Raw genomic sequence first — 17,274 nt, 5'->3', positions numbered from 1 at the left:
CAAAAATTGTCGACATAGTAATAGACTGCACCCACTGAGACAAATTTCTGCCAAAAAAAAGACCACAGCAAAAGCTGTGGCCAAGACGGATGCTAAAAAACACAAATTGGGGTTGATAGTTTTAGCGCCATTTCTAGCATAGAAAATACTGCTTAGAAATGGATTCCTACAAACTACGTTTGACTAACCTCTGCTGAAATCAGTAACGTAAAACAATAAACTAGGTTAAATCAATTCCGTTAACATGGTGTCGGCGTATGCCACTAATTCGCCGCCATCACGCACTTTTGCCACATAATCTGGATTAGCAATAAATGGACGGCCAATCGCCAACAAATCAAACTTATTGTCGCTAATGGCCGCACTGCCCGTTTCGGCGGTATAGCTACCTACACCCACTAACGTGCCAGTGTAAACACTGCGTAGGTAGGCCGATATGCTGCCACCTAAGTAATCAAACTGCATTGAGTCGTCAAAAATACCGCCATGTAAAAATGCTAAATTGCGTTTGGCCAACTCAGGTAATAAATAGTCAAACACGCCACGGTCGCGAGGATCGGCTGCCATATTAAAATAGGCACCAGGAGATACTCGAATAGCGGTGCGATCTGCGCCAATTCTAGCCACAATAGCGTCAACTACTTCTAAGGCAAAGCGTGACATATTTTCAGGAGTTTGGCCGTATTCGTCTTCACGACGGTTACTGTCATGATGTAAGAATTGGTCAATCAAATAACCATTTGCAGCATGAATTTCGACGCCATCAAAACCAGCATCAATCGCATTTGCAGCGGCTTGAGCATAGTCAATCACTAACTGCTTGATATCATCTAACGTGGCAGCCTTTGGCGTTTGGTAAACTAATTCGCGCATTCTAGGCACAGTACCTTCTACAGCTTGAGCAGAAGCAGATAACACGTCGCCACCATCAAAAAAGTGTGAGTGTGCTACACGGCCAGTGTGCCAAAGCTGAGAAAAAATTTTGCCATCATTTTTGTGCACCGCATCGGTCACTACGCGCCAGCCGTCGATTTGAGCTGGAGTAAATAAACCAGGGGTATTTGGGTAGCCTTGCGCATCTGGACGGATAATTGTCGCTTCACTGATTATTAAGCCTGCTTCAGCACGGCGAGCATAATAGTCTGCAATAGCTTGAGTAGGAACAAGATCATCATCCGCCATACAACGCGTTAATGGTGCCATTAAAATCTTGTTTGATAATGTTAGGGTGTCATTGAGTTTGTATGGTGTAAATAAACTTGCCGTCATGTGACGATCTCCTTTCTTGAATATACATTCAAGATTAATCTTAATTGAATACACATTCAAGTATTTTTTGAATAATCGATCAAATTTAGTTAGACTCGAGCGTTATGAGTTATCACGCTTTGATGTTGACCAGAAGTGACCAGATATGAGACACGCTGAATTTAATAGAGAAACGGTTTTACGTGCTGCCATGAGCACCTTTTTAGTGAATGGATACGCTAAAACCAGCATGCAAGATCTCACTAAAGCAACGGGGCTACATCCGGGGTCAATTTATTGCGCTTTTGACAATAAGAAAGGCTTGTATATTGCGGCTATTGAGCAGTACCAACAAGATCGCAATGAACAGTTTCAGCAATTGTTTGCTAATGACCGTTCAGCAGTAGACAACTTAGGGGCTTATTTAGCTTTAATTGTACAAGAATGCTTAAGTTGTGATGCTACTCAGGCGTGTTTACTGACCAAGTCACTCAGTGAGATGGGCGAGCAAGATGAGCAAATTAAACAAATGACTTGTCAGTTTTTGCAGCTATGGCAGCAGTCATTAGTAATGGTGTTCGATACAGCAAAAGCGCAGAAGCTAATAGCTCAAGACTGTGATAGCCAATTTTTAGCACAGTATTTAGTGATGGGAATTTACGGTTTACGAACGGTAGCTCACACCCAGCCTCATGAGCAAGTATTACAGCCTTTAGCAGATAAACTGTTAGCCGACTTATTACGCTGCGAGTCGCTAAACTAGCATGCCTAACTCTTGCCGTTAGCTCATGCGTGAAAGGCAACACATACAAAAATTACAAAAAAAAAGACACTTTACGTGTCTTTTTTTTACTTAAGGTTCATTTAATTGTCTATTTTGCTCATAACTCGTTGCGAATACACTCGCTCACCCAGTGAGTTAAGTATTTTGCACTCGCCTTCTAATACCGCAATAATAGATTTACCTCGACGAAATGATTCAGGGATCATTACACGCCCAGTTTGGCTGATTTGCAGATCGGTCATCACAGCATTATGCATTTCTAAACCAACTGGGGCTTCGTAATACAAAATAGTCACCGTCGCATTTGACGTTTGACCTTCAGCAGATTCAGATTTCATATTTGGACTCTCATTTCTAGCATACTAATTAAGTGTAGAAATGATATTGATCATCTAACTCATCAATTCATCTCAGGATAAAATGGATCAAACTATGGACTTTCAATATTGAGTTAACCCAATAGAGAAATCCTTTTTCTTATTTTTATATTTAGGCTTTATACGCTAATACTCTACTAAATTGTATTATCGATTGAAGCTTCATGATACATAAACTTAACACATCTGATGTGTAAATATGAATACTTATGTCCTGTAAGTGCGAAGCACTAGCGCTTTATTTTACCGTATTTACAATGTAAACAAACCGACTAAACCTCATCTCGGGATGATAAATAGGCCCGTTCAAAAAGTCAGATGATTTCAAGTAGATCATCGACATCGTTTTTGTTGTCTTACAAACAGTGCAAATTTACTTGGCAAAGGCAGGTCTATGGTAAGTGAATCCAGCTAGTGACTAGGGCAAAGGACTGTTTGATAACCTTTTATTATTTTGCTAAAAGATTATTTATGCAAAATTTAGAACCAGCACCTAAACAGCACAACTTATTCCTGCTAGAATCGATGACAATTTTTAGCCTTAAACATTTAATAAAACGAGATTAAGATGGGCAGAGCATATCAAAATAAAAAAGAGTCCATGGCGAAAACCGCTGGCCAAAAGACACGAATTTACTCACGTTACGGTAAAGAGATTTATATTTGCGCTAAAGGTGGCGTCGACCCAGACGGCAACCTAGCACTACGTAGCTTGATTGCCCGCGCGAAGAAAGATCAAGTTCCGGCACACGTTATTGAACGTGCCATTGAAAAAGCTCGTGGTGGTGGTGGTGAAGATTATGATACCGCCCGCTATGAAGGTTTTGGTCCTGGCGGCTGCATGGTGATTGTTGACTGCTTAACAGACAACGGTAACCGTACCTTTACTCAGGTTCGCCAAGCATTTGTTAAAAATGATGCCAAGTTAGGTAGCCCTGGTACTGTTGGCCATATGTTCGAACATCAAGCCGTTTTTGTGTTTGAAGGCGAAGACGATGAAGCTATTCTTGAATTGCTTATGATGGCTGATGTCGACGTTGCCGATGTAGAGCTAGAAGATGGCATCATCAGTGTATTTGCACCCGTATCAGAGTTTAACAATGCGCGCACTGTGTTAACTGAAGCCTTTCCAGAGATTGATTTTAAGGTAGAGAATTTAGCATTTGTGCCACAAACCATGACTGAACTTACTGGTGAAGATATTGAAAGTTTTGAAAAGTTCTTAGCCGCTCTTGATGATTGTGATGACGTTCAGAACGTTTACCACAATGCAGATATTAACGACGACGAATAACTCAAACTTAGGCTGTTAAAGTGTTCTAAGCCTACGTACTAGAACACTTTGCAGCTTGTTTCTATTAAAGCCGTCACGTCTTTTTTTCACTCTCAAGATCCACAACCTAAACGCCTCAATGTTAAAATGCCAAGACGCTTCGCTGATAAATTCTATAAAAACGATAATGCTGAAACGCTAAAAGTTCAACAGTCTAACCGAATCCCCCCTTCCTGCTTTATGTTGCTATAGCTTTATGTTGCTATAACTTTTTAGTGATCTACGTAAGTGAAGCATGCGCTTTTCATCGTTGTTATCTGCCTAATAATCCACCGAACACTTTATTAGCAATGCATTAGGGGTTATCACCCTTACCGATGTTACCGCTTTGATTACTTTAAGCATGATCAAAAAAGATCATTGGATAATAGCTCATTTCATGTCACTCTAAATAATACTCTTTATACATGTTATTTTTGAATAGCTAACATCGCTAAAATCAATTCAAATGTTATATCGGCACCAAACATTTAAAGGATGACCCATTGCTAACATTCATTAAAAATGAAAGTAAAAGTAACGGAGAACTTCAGCAAACTCACGTTATATCCCTGTTTTCATTGGTCGGAATGTCGATGACTTTTGTGATGGGAGTAATAAGCTTATTTAACAGTAATTATGTGTTAACCATCACTCTATTTGTCTCCAGCATTATTTATTGTTTGGCTTACGTGGCGCTAAAAAAATACAACAAGCTTAACCTTAGCTCTTTTATTATCATTTACTCGTTATATTTACTGATGTTCTATTTGGTGTTTACTGGAGGGGTGGAACAAACCGGTCCACTGTGGATATTTATTGTGGCGCCAGTTTCCGTTTATGTACTGGGATTAAGTTATGGTCTGGTTAACCTGCTATTTTTCATAAGTGTTGTCGCTATTATTATGTTTTCACCGATAGAGATGCCTCAATATGCAACTTACTCAACTGAGTTTAAAGTCCGGTTAATATTGTCATTTTTAACCACTACCTTCCTCTCCGCGTTATATGAATATTCAAGAATGTTATCCTACAATAGTGCGCTGAAGCTCGGTAAAAAATATCAAAAACTCGCGTTATCAGATCCATTAACGACACTGGCTAACCGACGTAATGCGTTAACTATTTTACAGCAGGAAAAATCAAGAGTATCAAGAAACAACGAATCATTATCCGTTTTGCTGTGCGATCTTGATCATTTTAAAATGGTCAATGACAAATACGGTCATAATTGCGGAGATATCGTGCTTACCGAGCTAGCGCAAGTGTTTAAACAAAGTGTGAGGCAACAAGATTGCGTTGCACGCTGGGGTGGCGAAGAGTTTCTGTTTATTCTGCCGCAAACCTCGGCTGAACAAGCTTTTATCATTGCTGAAAAAATTCGTACTAATGTACAACATCATAAGGTGCTTTTTCATAAGCAAGAGATTAGCCTAACCATCAGTATGGGTATTTCACAGTTAACCGATAACCAAACTATTGATGAGCTTATTAACAATGCCGACAGATATTTGTATCAAGCGAAAAAGAATGGCAGAAACCAAGTATATCCTCAGTAAGCAGGCTCTATCGACCTATGAGCCGATTGGAGTGTTTTCCATCCCATAAATGTTGTACTGTTTTATATCCAAAAATAAATGCTAAATGCTAGAACGCTTCGCGGCTAGATTCTATAAATGCGATAGCGCAGATGATTTACAAACTTAACAAGCTGCGATGAATGTATTGATGCTTTACTGCGCTTAGCTTTTTAGCAATGCAGCGTTCTAGCAAGTTGAAGTTAGCTTGAGTTGCTAGGTTGTTATGACTGGACAAGGTTAGTTTTTATGATGCTCTAACAAAAAACGCAGCCTAGGCTGCGTTTTGGATATCGTTGAATAAACGACTAGGGTTAACGGTTAACGTAAGTCCATTTCTTGAACTTTTTCGTAAGCGATTTCAGGTGCAGTTACATCTGGTTTTTCATGTAAATCTGCTTTTAATTGGCCTTTACGATGCTTTAGTGCCGCATCTAATTTTTTAGCGGCGCTCGTGATAGCGGGATACATGACTAGGTCAGTACCTTTGGCAGCAATGCGAGTTCCTTCATAGTTAGTTCTAATTTCAACATCATATTCACCATGCTCTTTAGCTATGATGATATCTAGCGAGATAAGCGTCGGGAAATGGCTAGCTATTTTAGCGAATTTTTCATCTACGTGTTGTTTGACAGTATCAGTAACATCAACATGGTGACCAGAAAGATTTATTTTCATAGATTATCCTTAAAAGAATTTACTTGCCAAATGTATTGCGTATTACAATTGCATGCTGACATAAATAGTGTTGTTGTACAAATGCAGGCTGACATATTTAGACATGGAACGTGTGCTTTGTATCACAAGTGCTCAAGCCTATAATGTGTTTTATATCTACTTGTATACTTTAACAGCGACAACATTGATAAACGTGCATGGGGTATATCTAATTGACCTAACCCTTACATTGATTAAACATCAGATTACTGATTAAGTATAGACACAATTTAGTCCCAAAGGTTGCAACTTTTGTGTTGTTTACACAAGTGATGGTAAACCAATCAATTAACCGCTAAAAACAGTTAATTTATAAGCAACTATACTCATTTTATTTTTGTAGACTTAGCTAAATTAAGTCGAATTAATCATTAACAGGAACATTTATGACGACTAATCAGCTCCAAATTGACATTATTTCCGACGTAATGTGTCCGTGGTGCATTGTCGGTTATCGCCGACTTGAACAAGCATTGAGCAAATTTGATGATTTAGAAGTTACATTGCAGTGGCATCCGTTTGAGTTAAATCCAGCAATGGGGCCTGAAGGGCAACATTTAGGCGAGCACATTGCGGAAAAATACGGTTCAACACCTGAGCAAAGTGCTCAAAATCGTCAACGGTTAACCCAAATGGGTGCCGATTTAGGCTTTGAGTTTAACTTTTCCGACTCATCACGTATTTACAACACGTTATTGGCCCACCAGCTACTGTATTGGGCTGCCGAGTCTGGTAAGCAAACTGACTTGAAATTGGCGCTGTTTAGCAGCTATTTTACTGAGCAGAAAAACCCAGATGACATTGAAGTACTCATTGAAGCTGCAACAAAGGTAGGGTTAAATGCTGATGAGGCTCGTGCTGTGCTCACCGACAAACGCTTTGAAGCTGCTGTAAAAGAGGAAGAGCAACTGTGGATCAGCCGCGGAATTCAAGCCGTACCTGCCATTGTGTTTAATCAACAATATTTAGTCTCTGGCGCACAAGATCCCGACACTATTGCTGAGTTGATTACCAAACTGACTACAGAAGAAGCTTAAGCCGTTTTCATTAAACAAACAAAACCCAGCTTTAGCTGGGTTTTGTTTTTTACGAAGCAATCACTTAAGCCTAGTTCAACTTGGTAACTAATAAGGTTGGCGATTCAGTGCTTGAACCTGTCACCGTAAAGCGATAGGTACCGACGCTTGTAGCATTAAAGTGCATGTTGGCGCCTTTTTCCACTAAGGTTTTCAACACCCCTTCAGTCACAGCGTCATCACCGGCTATTGCGCTAAAGTCAATTGTCGACCAATCTGCTGTCGCTATTTTAAATTCATTATCATCGGTAGCTAACGCAATATCGACGTGGTAGATGGCATAACACAGCACATATGCATTGATTACCAATAGATAGTCTTTCGTTGTTTTAAAACAGATAGTTAAATAGCAATAAATTCATCTAAAAAGCTGATTTAAATGGTATTTAAATCGCTTTAATGGAAAAGGCTTTATCCATTTTGTTTGTATCGATTTCGCCACATGTAGTGGTCGTTTCGGTTTGACTATTTAGCTCAAATTAATGGACATTAAGGTACGCCTAGTGTTGAATCAATAGAGATGTGTTACCGTTTGGTGAGTGACCGCTTTTCAGGGTAATACACGCTAAATTAAGTTGTTATAAACACCACTTTTATGTGGTTTGGGGAGTACAAAATGGGCTTTAAATTAACGGTAAATTGGCAGTCTTCACCAAGTGAGGAAGGTGAATTTAATCGCGACCATGAGGTTAAGTTTGGTACAGGGCAAACGATTCAAGCGTCATCAGCCCCTGAATACAAAGGCAATGCCGATAAAGTGAATCCAGAAGAAAGCTTACTGGCTGCTTTGTCTTCTTGCCACATGTTGACCTTTTTAGCGATTGCCCATTTAAAGCGACTGCCTGTTGCCAATTATGTTGATAATGCTACTGCTGATTTAGGTAAAAATGAAGCAGGTAAAGTCGCCGTGGTTAAGATGACATTAGCGCCTAAAGTGACGTTTGCAGAAGGGATTGAAGTTGACGCAGAAACGTTAGCGAAGATACATGAAAAAGCCCATGCAAATTGCTTTATTGCTAACTCGTTAGCATGCGAAGTTGAAATAAAGCAGTAGGCTTTTTACTGTTTCGCTGTTTTAATGTTTTAATGTTTTAATGTTTTAATGTTTTAATGTTTTAATGATAACCCTCTCAACATGACGCTGAGAGGGTTATTTTTTATTGGTTTACTGAAGCCAATTTAAAGTTATTTGGCTTTTATGTCAGCTGCTTTACCTATTTTTGGCATTGGCAAGCCTTGTAATGGCGCAATAGGTTGTTGTACTAGTTCATCTTTCAAATAACTGATAGCAGCATCAAGTTGTGCATCTTTACCGCTAAAAGTGGCATAAGGTAAGTTATCGACTTCAATGTCTGGCTCAACCCCGTGACCTTCAACAACCCAACGCCCATCGATGGCATATTGTGGGTATTCTGCCACTCGTGCCATGCCTTTATCGGTCACCGAATTGCGACCCGATAACCACACTCCAGCGCCCGCAGTTTGCTTACCGATAATAGGCGCAATGTTTAGCGCTCTAATTCCGGCAGAAAAAGTCTCACCATCTGAGTAGGTCATTTGATCGGCTAATATCACTAAATGGCCTCTAAAGGTTTGCTGCATGTTTGCGTTGGTGCTGCCATGAGTTGGCTGCCAAAATGCCCATGCACGGCGTAACAGTTTTTCGATAATCCAACTGTCGATATTGCCACCACGATTGCGACGAACATCGATGATTAAGCCATCTTTGTCGTAATTGGTATAAAACTCGCGAGCAAAGCTTTCGACATCACCGCTGCCCATGGCATATAAGTGTAAATAACCAATATTCCCTTTAGAGGCTTTAGCCACTTTGTCGCCGTTATGCTCAACCCAATCAAGGTAACGCAGCTTGGCATCGGTACCTATATCATGGGGAGTTACTATGGTATTGATGGCTGTTTTACCACGGACTAAACCGAGCAACACTTGCTTGTTGCCTTGGTTTCGCAGTAGTTGAGTCACATCAGCAATGTTAGTGATTTTCTTACCATTGATGCTCGCAATCACATCACCTTCTTTCGCATCAACCTCAATACGGGCCAGTGGTGAGGCTGATAACGGCAACTCAGGGTCGGTTTGATAAATATGGCTTATGACCACGCCTTTATCGGTTTGTGTCAGCCTAGCTCCTAACGCAGCGGCTTTGGCTGCATCGGCATCTTGGGCAATATCTCCACCTCGTACTTGTGAATGTAATGAGTTCAGTTCACCCATCATTTGGGTGAAAATATCATTCAGCTCATTACGATCGGTCAGTCTGTCTACCAAAGGTTGATATTTAGCTTTAGCTGCTTGCCAATCTACGCCGCGCATTTTTGGATCAAAAAACGAATCGCGATGCATTAACCACGCATCTTCAAAAATTTGTTGCCATTCTTGCTGCGGAGAAATACTTAATTGCCATTGGTCGGTGCTGACTTTGGCGCGCGATACATCGCTGGGCAGTTTGTCACCGGCATCGACAATCATAAGGCTTTTAGGATCAGACTGTTTGCGCAGCATGATTTTACTGCCATCTTTTGATAACGAATATTGGCCGACATCTTCACCAAAGGTGTCGACTTTAATATTGAGCGGGTCAAACTTAATCAGTTTTAGTTCGCTTTTATCTTGGCTGCCATCTAATAAATACAGCTTATCTTTGGTTGCGGTTAAGCTATTGTAGTTACCTGCATCAACTGGCACTTGCCATAAGCGTTGGTTTAATCCGTCCCACTCTACTTTGACTTTTGCTGGGGTGTCTTGGTCTTTACTGTCAGCTTTTTTAGCGTCTTTGTTAACGGTAAGCTCGGTTGGTTTGGCAAACGGAAATGATGCTTTAGCATCTAATGCTAAGGCAAACACTTGAGTGCGTTTATCAAATATCGGCCCCATGTTACGGTCGCCCCAAGGCGAACCAGGGTTGGCTTTAAATTCGCGGTTAGACAAGAAATACAACCATTTACCGTCGTGGCTAAAACTAGGCGAAAAAGACTCGTATTTGTCTGTAGTCAAGGTTTGTGATTTTGACTCGTTAATGGAATACAACACAATTTGCGGACGTTGTTTGCCAATCTCAGCCTTGGTTAGCGCAATAAATTGACTGTCGCCAGACCATTTTATGTCTTGGTAAGGGCCTAAACCTTCGCCATTTTTAATGATTTTTTGGTTATTGTTGCGGCTTAAATCAAGTAACCACACATTACCCATGTAATCGTCATGCACTAAATAACGGCCATTTGGTGATAACGATAAACTGGTGCGTAAAGTGCTGCCATCTTTAGTAAGTTGCTTAGCACCGGCAGAACCGTCGGCAGGATATTGCCAAATTTCTTGTTCGCCAGACGCATCGCTAATGCCATAAACCCATTTGCCGTCATCACTTAATAGTGCATCACGTACACGACTATCGGCGGGTGAATCTATTTGCACTAAACGACGACCGTCGTTGCTGGCAATAGCTACATGGCTACGGGCCGTTATTACTACGTTATCGCCTTGATGAGAAAATACTGTCGAGGTGGCGTAATCCATTGGGTCGTTAACCCACTGTTCGCGGCGATGAGTAAAGTCGCTGGTAAGCTCAATGGCTACTGTTGATTCCGCAAGATCGGCTAGATTAAGTAACTTAATGTCGGCGCCCTGCTGAAACACAATACGGCCATTATTAAGCTGGGCGTCACGCACTTGCCAGTCGCTGTATTGAGTGTGTTGCTTAATGTCTTTGCCATCTAGGGTCATTGACCAAATGTTGTCATTGCCAGATTGATCACTGACAAAGTAAACACGTTGGTTCCATAGCATTGGCTGTTTAACCGAGCCTTCATGGGCGTTGGTTAACTGTTGTGCTTCTTGTTTACTGCCTAACTTATAACGCCAAATTTCGCCTTTAGCGCCGCCGCGATACACTTTGACATTGTCGCCGCTAACTTGCAGACCAAATTGGGTAAAATAAACATATTCACCTTTATCATCAATGGTGCCTTCGACTGCGTCAGCTAACGGTAAATCGGTAATGGTTAAGGATTGTGGGTCAACGGTTTTAAGCACCCAAAAGTTAGCCGGGCCAAAGGCGTTGTCGGTTGAATACAATACTTCGCCAGATGCCGTCCAACCTTGCAGACGTACTCGGCTGTTTTCAAAGCTCACCCGTTTAGCTACGCCGCCTTGAATCGGCATCACATACACTTCGGTAGCGCCTTCATAATTGGCAGTATATGCCACCCATTTACCGTCTTTAGAAATGGTTGCGTCCAACTCTTCAGCAGCTAAACTGGTTAAGCGGCTGGCTTTAGTTTGGTTATTTTTTTGACTGAGTTCTGTGGTCCAAAGATCGCCTTCGGCAGTAAACACTAAGGTTTGATCGTGTAATGCAGGAGCGCGGTAATAGCCTTGATTAGAGGCGTTGGCGAATATCAATGATGAACACGCTAAAGTGCCTAGTACCAACATACAATGCGCAACGGAGCGACGAAGTTTCATGGTGAGGAGCTTCCTTATAAAGTCGATAATTAGAGATAACGCGTTATCGAGTAGGCTATTTTTATTGATTGATTCACGTTATCAGAGTTATGCCAATTGTTGCAGTACAAAAATGTAACGAACCTCTACAGGGAACAAAAAACGGCTAAGCAATAATTGCTTAGCCGTGGGTATTTTACCGTCTTAGTATTCTGGTATTTTGCTTACTGCGAAGTCAGTTGCAGTACAATTTTATGGTATTGCTCATAAAGTGGATGCGACGGATCTGATAACTCAGGAAAGCGTTGATCTATGGTGATCATATAACGCTCAGCTTGAATCAGTTTATTGTCGGCCATTAATACTTTTAAACGAGCCAAGGCAACATCAGCAGTATCTAACTCAATGTCCCCTTTTAACGAACCATTAAATGACTGTTTCACTTGCTGTACCTCCTTGGCATTACTGCGTGATTGCAGATCTAATGCTTTCTTTTGTGCTTCTGCATTTACTTTGGCAGGTGCTGGCGCTGCACTCATTACCGCGGACGATGTATCTGCCATTTGAGATTCAATGGATCCATTGCTATCAGACCGATTGTCATCAGATACTTCACTGATTGCATCGCGATTTTTTGACTGATTATTTACAGGTGCCGATTTCATCGACAATCCCTGCACTGCAATGGATTCTGCTGCTGCGGCATCTTCAACTGGTGATTCAGTTAGTTTAGGTACATCCGATGTCGATTTGGCCTGCTTAAATGGTGGCTGCTGAGCAGGTACGCTTTGCTCCGAGTCAGTACCAAGGTTTTTTTGCAAACTTGGATTTAATATAAATAATCCCGCCACCAGCAACACTGAGGCAGCACTTGAGTACACCCATGCATTGCGTTGCCAGATTGATTTTTTAGCTGAACTGGCTTTAGATACATTAGCCTCCGAACGCGCCTTGGTTAATATGGCTTCATCCAGTTTTGCAGAAGGTTGCTCTAATGGTTGTTGATGATAAGCATCTTTGATTTCAGTTTGTAATGCAGTGAACTCTGCATCATGATCTTGTTGCTGACTCATAATGTTGTCTCCTGCCTTTGATTAGCAACACATTGCTTAATACTCTGATAAGCATAACGAATACGACTTTTAGTTGCTTCTAAAGTCACATTGGCAATGTCGCTTATCATGGCGGCGGTCATGCCCATTTCAATGTTGAGCAAAAAAGCTTCTTTTTGCACTGGCGGTAACTTAGCAATGCAACCCTTCATCATATCGGCTTGTTGCTGCTGCTCAACTTGCGGCTCGGGCGAAGCTTGATCGTCGGCTTGTAAGCAGTCCATGGTTTGATCTTCGCCAAGCGGGGTCACTTTATCGAGAGGCTTAACGGCTCGCACATGGTCAATCAATAAGTTATGGGCAATTTTATATAACCAAGTGGTGAATTTGGCGGTGACTTGATATTGCCTCGCCGCATTAATCACCTTACCCCAGGTGTCTTGATACAAATCTTCGGCGAGCTGCTGGTCATGTAATTGACGAACAAAATAACGATACAAAGGGCCTTTGTGTTTAAGGTATAAGGCCTCGAACGCGCGTACGTCACCGGCTTGGTAGTCGAGCATCAGTTGCTCGTCACTTCCCACTTGAGGAATTAACGACTCATCCTTAGGGTGTATTGATGTTTGCACCATTTTATCCTTTTTGTGACGCATTTATTGGCTAACCCAACGAGTATCAGGCTCAGTTATCATAACCTGACCGTCGAGTACACTTGCAGTTTTTAACATTTGCACAAACTCATGACGATAGCCAAATCGGTCTTGACCCATTGCAGACTCAGCAAGTGTAATTAACTTAGCATAATCAGTATCGTGGACATAATTATTCTGGTTAAGCAGCTGACCAAATCCAGCGACTGCCGCGGCAAACCTAAAGTCATCGCTGGCTTGATGCAAATGAGTCAGCTGCTGCTCACGACTAATAGGATAGGCGATTAATTGACTGGTTTGTTCGCCAATCGCTTTATAACGCAGCTTTAAATAAGCCACTTCATTTACAGTGTGTTGATGAACTTTAGCATCATCTATTTGCGTTGATTCCGTGGCGGTATAACGCAGCGGATCAACTAGGCGATTATGGCTGTCGTTATAACGGATTTCATACAGTGCAGTCACAGAATGACCCGCACCAATCTCGCCTGCATCAACGGCGTCGTTATTAAAGTCACTACGATTTAACAAGCGATTTTCGTAACCAATCAGTCGATATTCTGAGACCACTGCGGGGTTAAATTCAATTTGCACTTTAACATCGTAAGCAATGGTTAACAGTGTGGCACTGAGTTGATCAACTAGTACTTTTCGTGCTTCATTTAAGGTGTCGATAAAGGCATATTGACCGTTAGCTTTATTCGATAATTGCTCCAACAAATGGTCGTTATAACTGGCAGTACCCGAACCTAGACCAAAACCAAGCGTTGATAAGCCAATACCCTTTTTGCTTTGACTGGCAACGAAATCGACCAATTGCTGATGATCTGTTATTCCCAAGTTAAAGTCACCGTCGGTGGCTAATATGACTCGGTTACTGCCGTTTTCGATAAAGTGCTTTTGCGCTAATTGATACGCCAACTGAATACCTTGGCTGCCGTTAGTGCCACCTTGCGCGTTTAACTGACTTAGGGCTATTTTAATGGCGGTAAAGTCATTACCTGCGACACCGTCAAGCACTACACCGCTGACACCGGCGTACACCACAATCGATACTTTATCTTGCGCCGATAATTGCTGACTCAACATCAGCATGGCTTGTTTCAATAATGGCAATTTATCAGCAGATGACATAGAGCCTGACACATCAAGCAGTAACACCAAATTACTTGCACCAAGCTTATCAGGCGCAACATCAAAGCCTTTAATACCAATGCGCAGTAATTGAGTATCAGCATTATACGGTGATGGTGCTAATTCAGTATTCACCCTAAATGGCTGCTCAGTGGTTGTCGGTACGGGGTAGTCATAGCTGAAGTAATTGACTAACTCCTCTACCCTAACGCTATTCTTTGCCGGCAGTTGGCCTTGACTGATTAATCTGCGCGTAGTGCTGTAACTGCCAGTATCAACATCGATTGAAAACGTCGATACCGGTGTTTCGCCTGCTACCATATTGCCGTTTTGTACTAGCGACTCAAATTTGTCATTAACATTAGGGGCTAATAACAAGCTGCGATCGCTTGCGCTGACATGCTGAGGACTCACAATACGCTGCGCCATTGACGATGCCATGACTTTAGCGCTGCGATGCACCTCCTTTGATCCCTTGTATAAATCAGCTTGTGGCTCAGATGCCATCACTAAACCAGCTACCTCATGCAACTCGGGATTTTGTTGTCGAGTTGAATGAGTTTCACTAGTGGATTGAGTTTTAGAAATGGACTGAATTGTAGAGATAGATTGTGGCTGACTTTGTTTCGCACTGTCTTTGGATTCTTGCGCACAACCACCGATAATAATCGCACTAATCACGATGGCTAATACACTGCGAGTGAGTTGCTTATGGGTATTGTTCATGGTTATTTTCCTCATCTATCGACTGATTCTTCATTTTGGTCACGTCAACAAAGTGACTTTGCATACAGCTAATAACGAGCGCGATGAGCAAAAGGGTTATTGATATAAAATGTGTTTAAGTAGTTTTCGTATTTAGAAACTGAGTGTTAGCCTCAAGAAACACTGAAATGAAGCCAACAGAGCATGGCTTATGCTATTATCTAGCACCTTTTTTATCGCCTTAATATTGACGTTAACCGCCGCTATACTCTAGTGAGCAAATTAACTAAATATACTAATAGAATAAGTACGTTAAGGAGTTAACATGCAAGCCCTAGTTGCTGTTGTAATGGGTTCGAAAAGTGATTGGCCTACAATGGAAGCCGCCGCTGAAATTATGGATAAGTTACAAGTGCCTTATCATGTTGAAGTTGTTTCAGCTCACAGAACACCAGACAAGCTAATGGAATTTGCAAGTTCTGCTGCAGATAAAGGCTATAAAGTCATTATTGGTGGCGCAGGCGGAGCAGCCCATTTACCAGGCATGATCGCCTCTAAAACGCGTTTACCAGTGTTGGGTGTCCCAGTACAAAGCAAGGCGCTATCTGGTATGGACAGTCTATTGTCTATTGTACAAATGCCTAAAGGGATTGCTGTTGGCACCTTGGCCATTGGTACTGCCGGCGCGTTTAACGCAGGTTTATTAGCCAGCCAAATTTTGGCGATTAGCGATACCGCTTTAGCTGAGCGTTTAGAAGCATTTCGTGATGAGCAAACTCGCTCGATCCTTGATAATCCCGATCCGAGAGAAGACTAATGACGTTGCCAAAAAATCTTTGGGTATTGGGTGACGGTCAATTAGGTGCCATGCTCAGTCATGCTGGTCAGCCGTTAGGCATTAATGTGCGCCCAGTCGATATTATGACGCCATCAGATGCACAATTACCGCTAGAAGCTGACGACATCATTACCGCTGAACGTGAACAATGGCCTGAGTCGCAGTTAAGTTTACAACTCAGCCAACACCCACATTTTATTAATGGTCCTGTGTTTGGCCGTTTAGCAGATCGTTTTAGCCAAAAAAGTCTACTCGATGAATTAGCGGTCGCCACATCACCGTGGCAATTAGTTGATGACAATACCAGCACTGAAGCGTTACATAGGGCTTATGGTGAACGGGTATTGTTAAAACGTCGCACCGGTGGTTATGACGGTAAAGGTCAACACTGGCTTAAACAGGCTGAAGCAACAACCATCCCTGCCGATTGGCGCAACGAAGCCATTGCAGAACAAGCGATTAACTTTGATGAAGAAGTGTCGTTAGTCGGCGTGCGCACACAAGATGGCCGCTGCTTATTTTACCCACTAGCACTTAACTTGCATCAAGACGGTATTTTAATGGCCTCTATCGCGCCATTAAGCCGCTTAGCGTCTTTACAAGCAGAAGCTGAAGACATGCTAAGCAAGGTGATGCATGGCCTTAAATACGTGGGTGTGATGGCAATGGAATGTTTCCGTGTTGGTGAACACTTAATGGTAAATGAGTTAGCGCCACGGGTGCATAATTCTGGCCATTGGACTCAAGCAGGTTGCCACATTAACCAGTTTGAATTGCACTTACGTGCCTTATGCAATTTACCTTTGCATCAACCACAAGTGAACTTTCAATGTGTGATGGTTAACCTAATTGGTGTTGATAAAGACGACCGTTGGTTAAGCCTGCCAAATGCTGAACTGTTTTGGTACAACAAAGACGTTCGTGTTGGTCGCAAAGTGGGTCACTTGAACCTGTCGGTGCATAATAAAACGATGTTAGATGGCAGTATTAGCCAACTAAAATCGTGGATGCCACAGCAATATCAAGCACCATTAGATTGGATTTTGGCAGAGTTTGCCCAATAGCTGGCTTAAACAGGCTGGTTAAATTAGTTTGTAAAATCAATTAAACAAGTCATCAAATCTGTTTATTAGGACGTTACCTAAAGACACACGAAAAAAGGAGCCTAGGCTCCTTTTTTGTTATTGATTTTTTTGTGATTTATTTTTTGTAATTGAATGATTTTTTATGATTGAATACTTTCTTGTCATTGAATAGCTAGGGCTTTCGCTTAAAAATCGCTAACCACGTCAAATGTGTTCGCAGTGGTCAGTAAGCCGCTGCACAAAGCGACTTATACT

Annotated in this window: 15 protein-coding genes; 7 read left to right on the top strand and 8 right to left on the bottom strand. The window is 41.8% G+C overall.

Annotated elements, in window-relative coordinates:
• Window positions 1-225 precede the first annotated feature (225 nt).
• Entirely contained in the window at window positions 226-1,269 is a 1,044-nt protein-coding gene (locus tag HNW13_RS02355; RefSeq protein ID WP_192114474.1) for an alkene reductase, read from the bottom strand.
• Window positions 1,270-1,414: 145 nt separating this feature from the next.
• Between HNW13_RS02355 and HNW13_RS02350 the strand changes: the two genes are divergently transcribed.
• Window positions 1,415-2,011, top strand: a complete 597-nt coding sequence (locus HNW13_RS02350) for a TetR/AcrR family transcriptional regulator (RefSeq protein WP_101085568.1) — start codon at window positions 1,415-1,417, stop codon at window positions 2,009-2,011.
• Window positions 2,012-2,112: 101 nt separating this feature from the next.
• Here the strand turns inward: HNW13_RS02350 and HNW13_RS02345 are convergent, their stop codons facing one another.
• Window positions 2,113-2,370: a TIGR02922 family protein gene (locus tag HNW13_RS02345; RefSeq protein ID WP_101085570.1), complete on the bottom strand. Its 258-nt coding sequence runs from the start codon at window positions 2,368-2,370 to the stop codon at window positions 2,113-2,115.
• Window positions 2,371-2,977: 607 nt separating this feature from the next.
• On the opposite strand from HNW13_RS02345, the gene HNW13_RS02340 reads away from it, so the two are divergent.
• The gene (locus tag HNW13_RS02340) at window positions 2,978-3,703 is read left to right on the top strand and encodes a YebC/PmpR family DNA-binding transcriptional regulator (protein ID WP_059746407.1); all 726 of its coding nucleotides are present in this window, start codon (window positions 2,978-2,980) and stop codon (window positions 3,701-3,703) included.
• A 524-nt stretch (window positions 3,704-4,227) separates the two neighbouring features.
• Window positions 4,228-5,280: a diguanylate cyclase gene (locus tag HNW13_RS02335; RefSeq protein ID WP_192114473.1), complete on the top strand. Its 1,053-nt coding sequence runs from the start codon at window positions 4,228-4,230 to the stop codon at window positions 5,278-5,280.
• A 339-nt stretch (window positions 5,281-5,619) separates the two neighbouring features.
• Here HNW13_RS02335 and raiA read toward each other — a convergent pair whose 3' ends face one another.
• Window positions 5,620-5,976, bottom strand: coding sequence for a ribosome-associated translation inhibitor RaiA (gene raiA, locus HNW13_RS02330; RefSeq protein WP_011636558.1), 357 nt, complete (start codon window positions 5,974-5,976; stop codon window positions 5,620-5,622).
• Window positions 5,977-6,401: 425 nt separating this feature from the next.
• Here raiA and HNW13_RS02325 point away from each other — a divergent pair, with 425 nt between their 5' ends.
• Window positions 6,402-7,052: a DsbA family oxidoreductase gene (locus tag HNW13_RS02325; protein ID WP_162022571.1), complete on the top strand. Its 651-nt coding sequence runs from the start codon at window positions 6,402-6,404 to the stop codon at window positions 7,050-7,052.
• A 70-nt stretch (window positions 7,053-7,122) separates the two neighbouring features.
• Here the strand turns inward: HNW13_RS02325 and HNW13_RS02320 are convergent, their stop codons facing one another.
• Window positions 7,123-7,401, bottom strand: coding sequence for a hypothetical protein (locus tag HNW13_RS02320; protein ID WP_192114472.1), 279 nt, complete (start codon window positions 7,399-7,401; stop codon window positions 7,123-7,125).
• A gap of 306 nt (window positions 7,402-7,707) precedes the next feature.
• Here HNW13_RS02320 and HNW13_RS02315 point away from each other — a divergent pair, with 306 nt between their 5' ends.
• Complete coding sequence (locus tag HNW13_RS02315; protein ID WP_192114471.1) at window positions 7,708-8,145, top strand: OsmC family protein; 438 nt, start codon at window positions 7,708-7,710, stop codon at window positions 8,143-8,145.
• 131 nt (window positions 8,146-8,276) lie between these two features.
• Here the strand turns inward: HNW13_RS02315 and HNW13_RS02310 are convergent, their stop codons facing one another.
• The 4 genes from HNW13_RS02310 to HNW13_RS02295 form a co-directional block, all read right to left on the bottom strand.
• Window positions 8,277-11,573: a S41 family peptidase gene (locus HNW13_RS02310; protein WP_192114470.1), complete on the bottom strand. Its 3,297-nt coding sequence runs from the start codon at window positions 11,571-11,573 to the stop codon at window positions 8,277-8,279.
• Between the two features lie 203 nt (window positions 11,574-11,776).
• Window positions 11,777-12,625, bottom strand: a complete 849-nt coding sequence (locus HNW13_RS02305) for a hypothetical protein (RefSeq protein ID WP_192114469.1) — start codon at window positions 12,623-12,625, stop codon at window positions 11,777-11,779.
• On the bottom strand, window positions 12,622-13,239 hold the full coding sequence (locus tag HNW13_RS02300) for a sigma-70 family RNA polymerase sigma factor (RefSeq protein ID WP_192114754.1): 618 nt from the start codon (window positions 13,237-13,239) through the stop codon (window positions 12,622-12,624). The genes HNW13_RS02305 and HNW13_RS02300 overlap by 4 nt, the downstream gene beginning before the upstream one ends.
• Before the next feature lie 21 nt (window positions 13,240-13,260).
• On the bottom strand, window positions 13,261-15,117 hold the full coding sequence (locus HNW13_RS02295; protein ID WP_192114468.1) for a VWA domain-containing protein: 1,857 nt from the start codon (window positions 15,115-15,117) through the stop codon (window positions 13,261-13,263).
• 304 nt (window positions 15,118-15,421) lie between these two features.
• Between HNW13_RS02295 and purE the strand changes: the two genes are divergently transcribed.
• Together purE and purK are read left to right on the top strand one after the other, a co-directional pair.
• Window positions 15,422-15,913, top strand: a complete 492-nt coding sequence (gene purE, locus HNW13_RS02290; protein WP_192114467.1) for a 5-(carboxyamino)imidazole ribonucleotide mutase — start codon at window positions 15,422-15,424, stop codon at window positions 15,911-15,913.
• Window positions 15,913-16,998 (top strand): 5-(carboxyamino)imidazole ribonucleotide synthase, encoded by a 1,086-nt coding sequence (gene purK, locus HNW13_RS02285; protein WP_192114466.1) that lies wholly within the window; start codon window positions 15,913-15,915, stop codon window positions 16,996-16,998. Before purE ends, purK begins: the two co-directional genes overlap by 1 nt.
• Window positions 16,999-17,274 lie beyond the last annotated feature (276 nt).

The organism is Shewanella sp. BF02_Schw (genome assembly GCF_014596695.2).
Classification (GTDB): Bacteria; Pseudomonadota; Gammaproteobacteria; order Enterobacterales; family Shewanellaceae; genus Shewanella.
Note: the sequence above shows the minus strand (reverse complement) of the source record. Positions and strands in the feature narration are given on the sequence as shown.

Excerpts from the sequence above, each read along its gene's own strand:
- HNW13_RS02355 (WP_192114474.1), bottom strand. The coding sequence starts at position 1,269 with ATGACGGCAAGTTTATTTACACCATACAAACTCAATGACACCCTAACA.
- HNW13_RS02350 (WP_101085568.1), top strand. The coding sequence starts at position 1,415 with ATGAGACACGCTGAATTTAATAGAGAAACGGTTTTACGTGCTGCCATG.
- HNW13_RS02345 (WP_101085570.1), bottom strand. The coding sequence starts at position 2,370 with ATGAAATCTGAATCTGCTGAAGGTCAAACGTCAAATGCGACGGTGACT.
- HNW13_RS02340 (WP_059746407.1), top strand. The coding sequence starts at position 2,978 with ATGGGCAGAGCATATCAAAATAAAAAAGAGTCCATGGCGAAAACCGCT.
- raiA (WP_011636558.1), bottom strand. The coding sequence starts at position 5,976 with ATGAAAATAAATCTTTCTGGTCACCATGTTGATGTTACTGATACTGTC.
- HNW13_RS02325 (WP_162022571.1), top strand. The coding sequence starts at position 6,402 with ATGACGACTAATCAGCTCCAAATTGACATTATTTCCGACGTAATGTGT.
- HNW13_RS02315 (WP_192114471.1), top strand. The coding sequence starts at position 7,708 with ATGGGCTTTAAATTAACGGTAAATTGGCAGTCTTCACCAAGTGAGGAA.
- HNW13_RS02310 (WP_192114470.1), bottom strand. The coding sequence starts at position 11,573 with ATGAAACTTCGTCGCTCCGTTGCGCATTGTATGTTGGTACTAGGCACT.
- HNW13_RS02305 (WP_192114469.1), bottom strand. The coding sequence starts at position 12,625 with ATGAGTCAGCAACAAGATCATGATGCAGAGTTCACTGCATTACAAACT.
- HNW13_RS02300 (WP_192114754.1), bottom strand. The coding sequence starts at position 13,239 with ATGGTGCAAACATCAATACACCCTAAGGATGAGTCGTTAATTCCTCAA.
- HNW13_RS02295 (WP_192114468.1), bottom strand. The coding sequence starts at position 15,117 with ATGAACAATACCCATAAGCAACTCACTCGCAGTGTATTAGCCATCGTG.
- purE (WP_192114467.1), top strand. The coding sequence starts at position 15,422 with ATGCAAGCCCTAGTTGCTGTTGTAATGGGTTCGAAAAGTGATTGGCCT.
- purK (WP_192114466.1), top strand. The coding sequence starts at position 15,913 with ATGACGTTGCCAAAAAATCTTTGGGTATTGGGTGACGGTCAATTAGGT.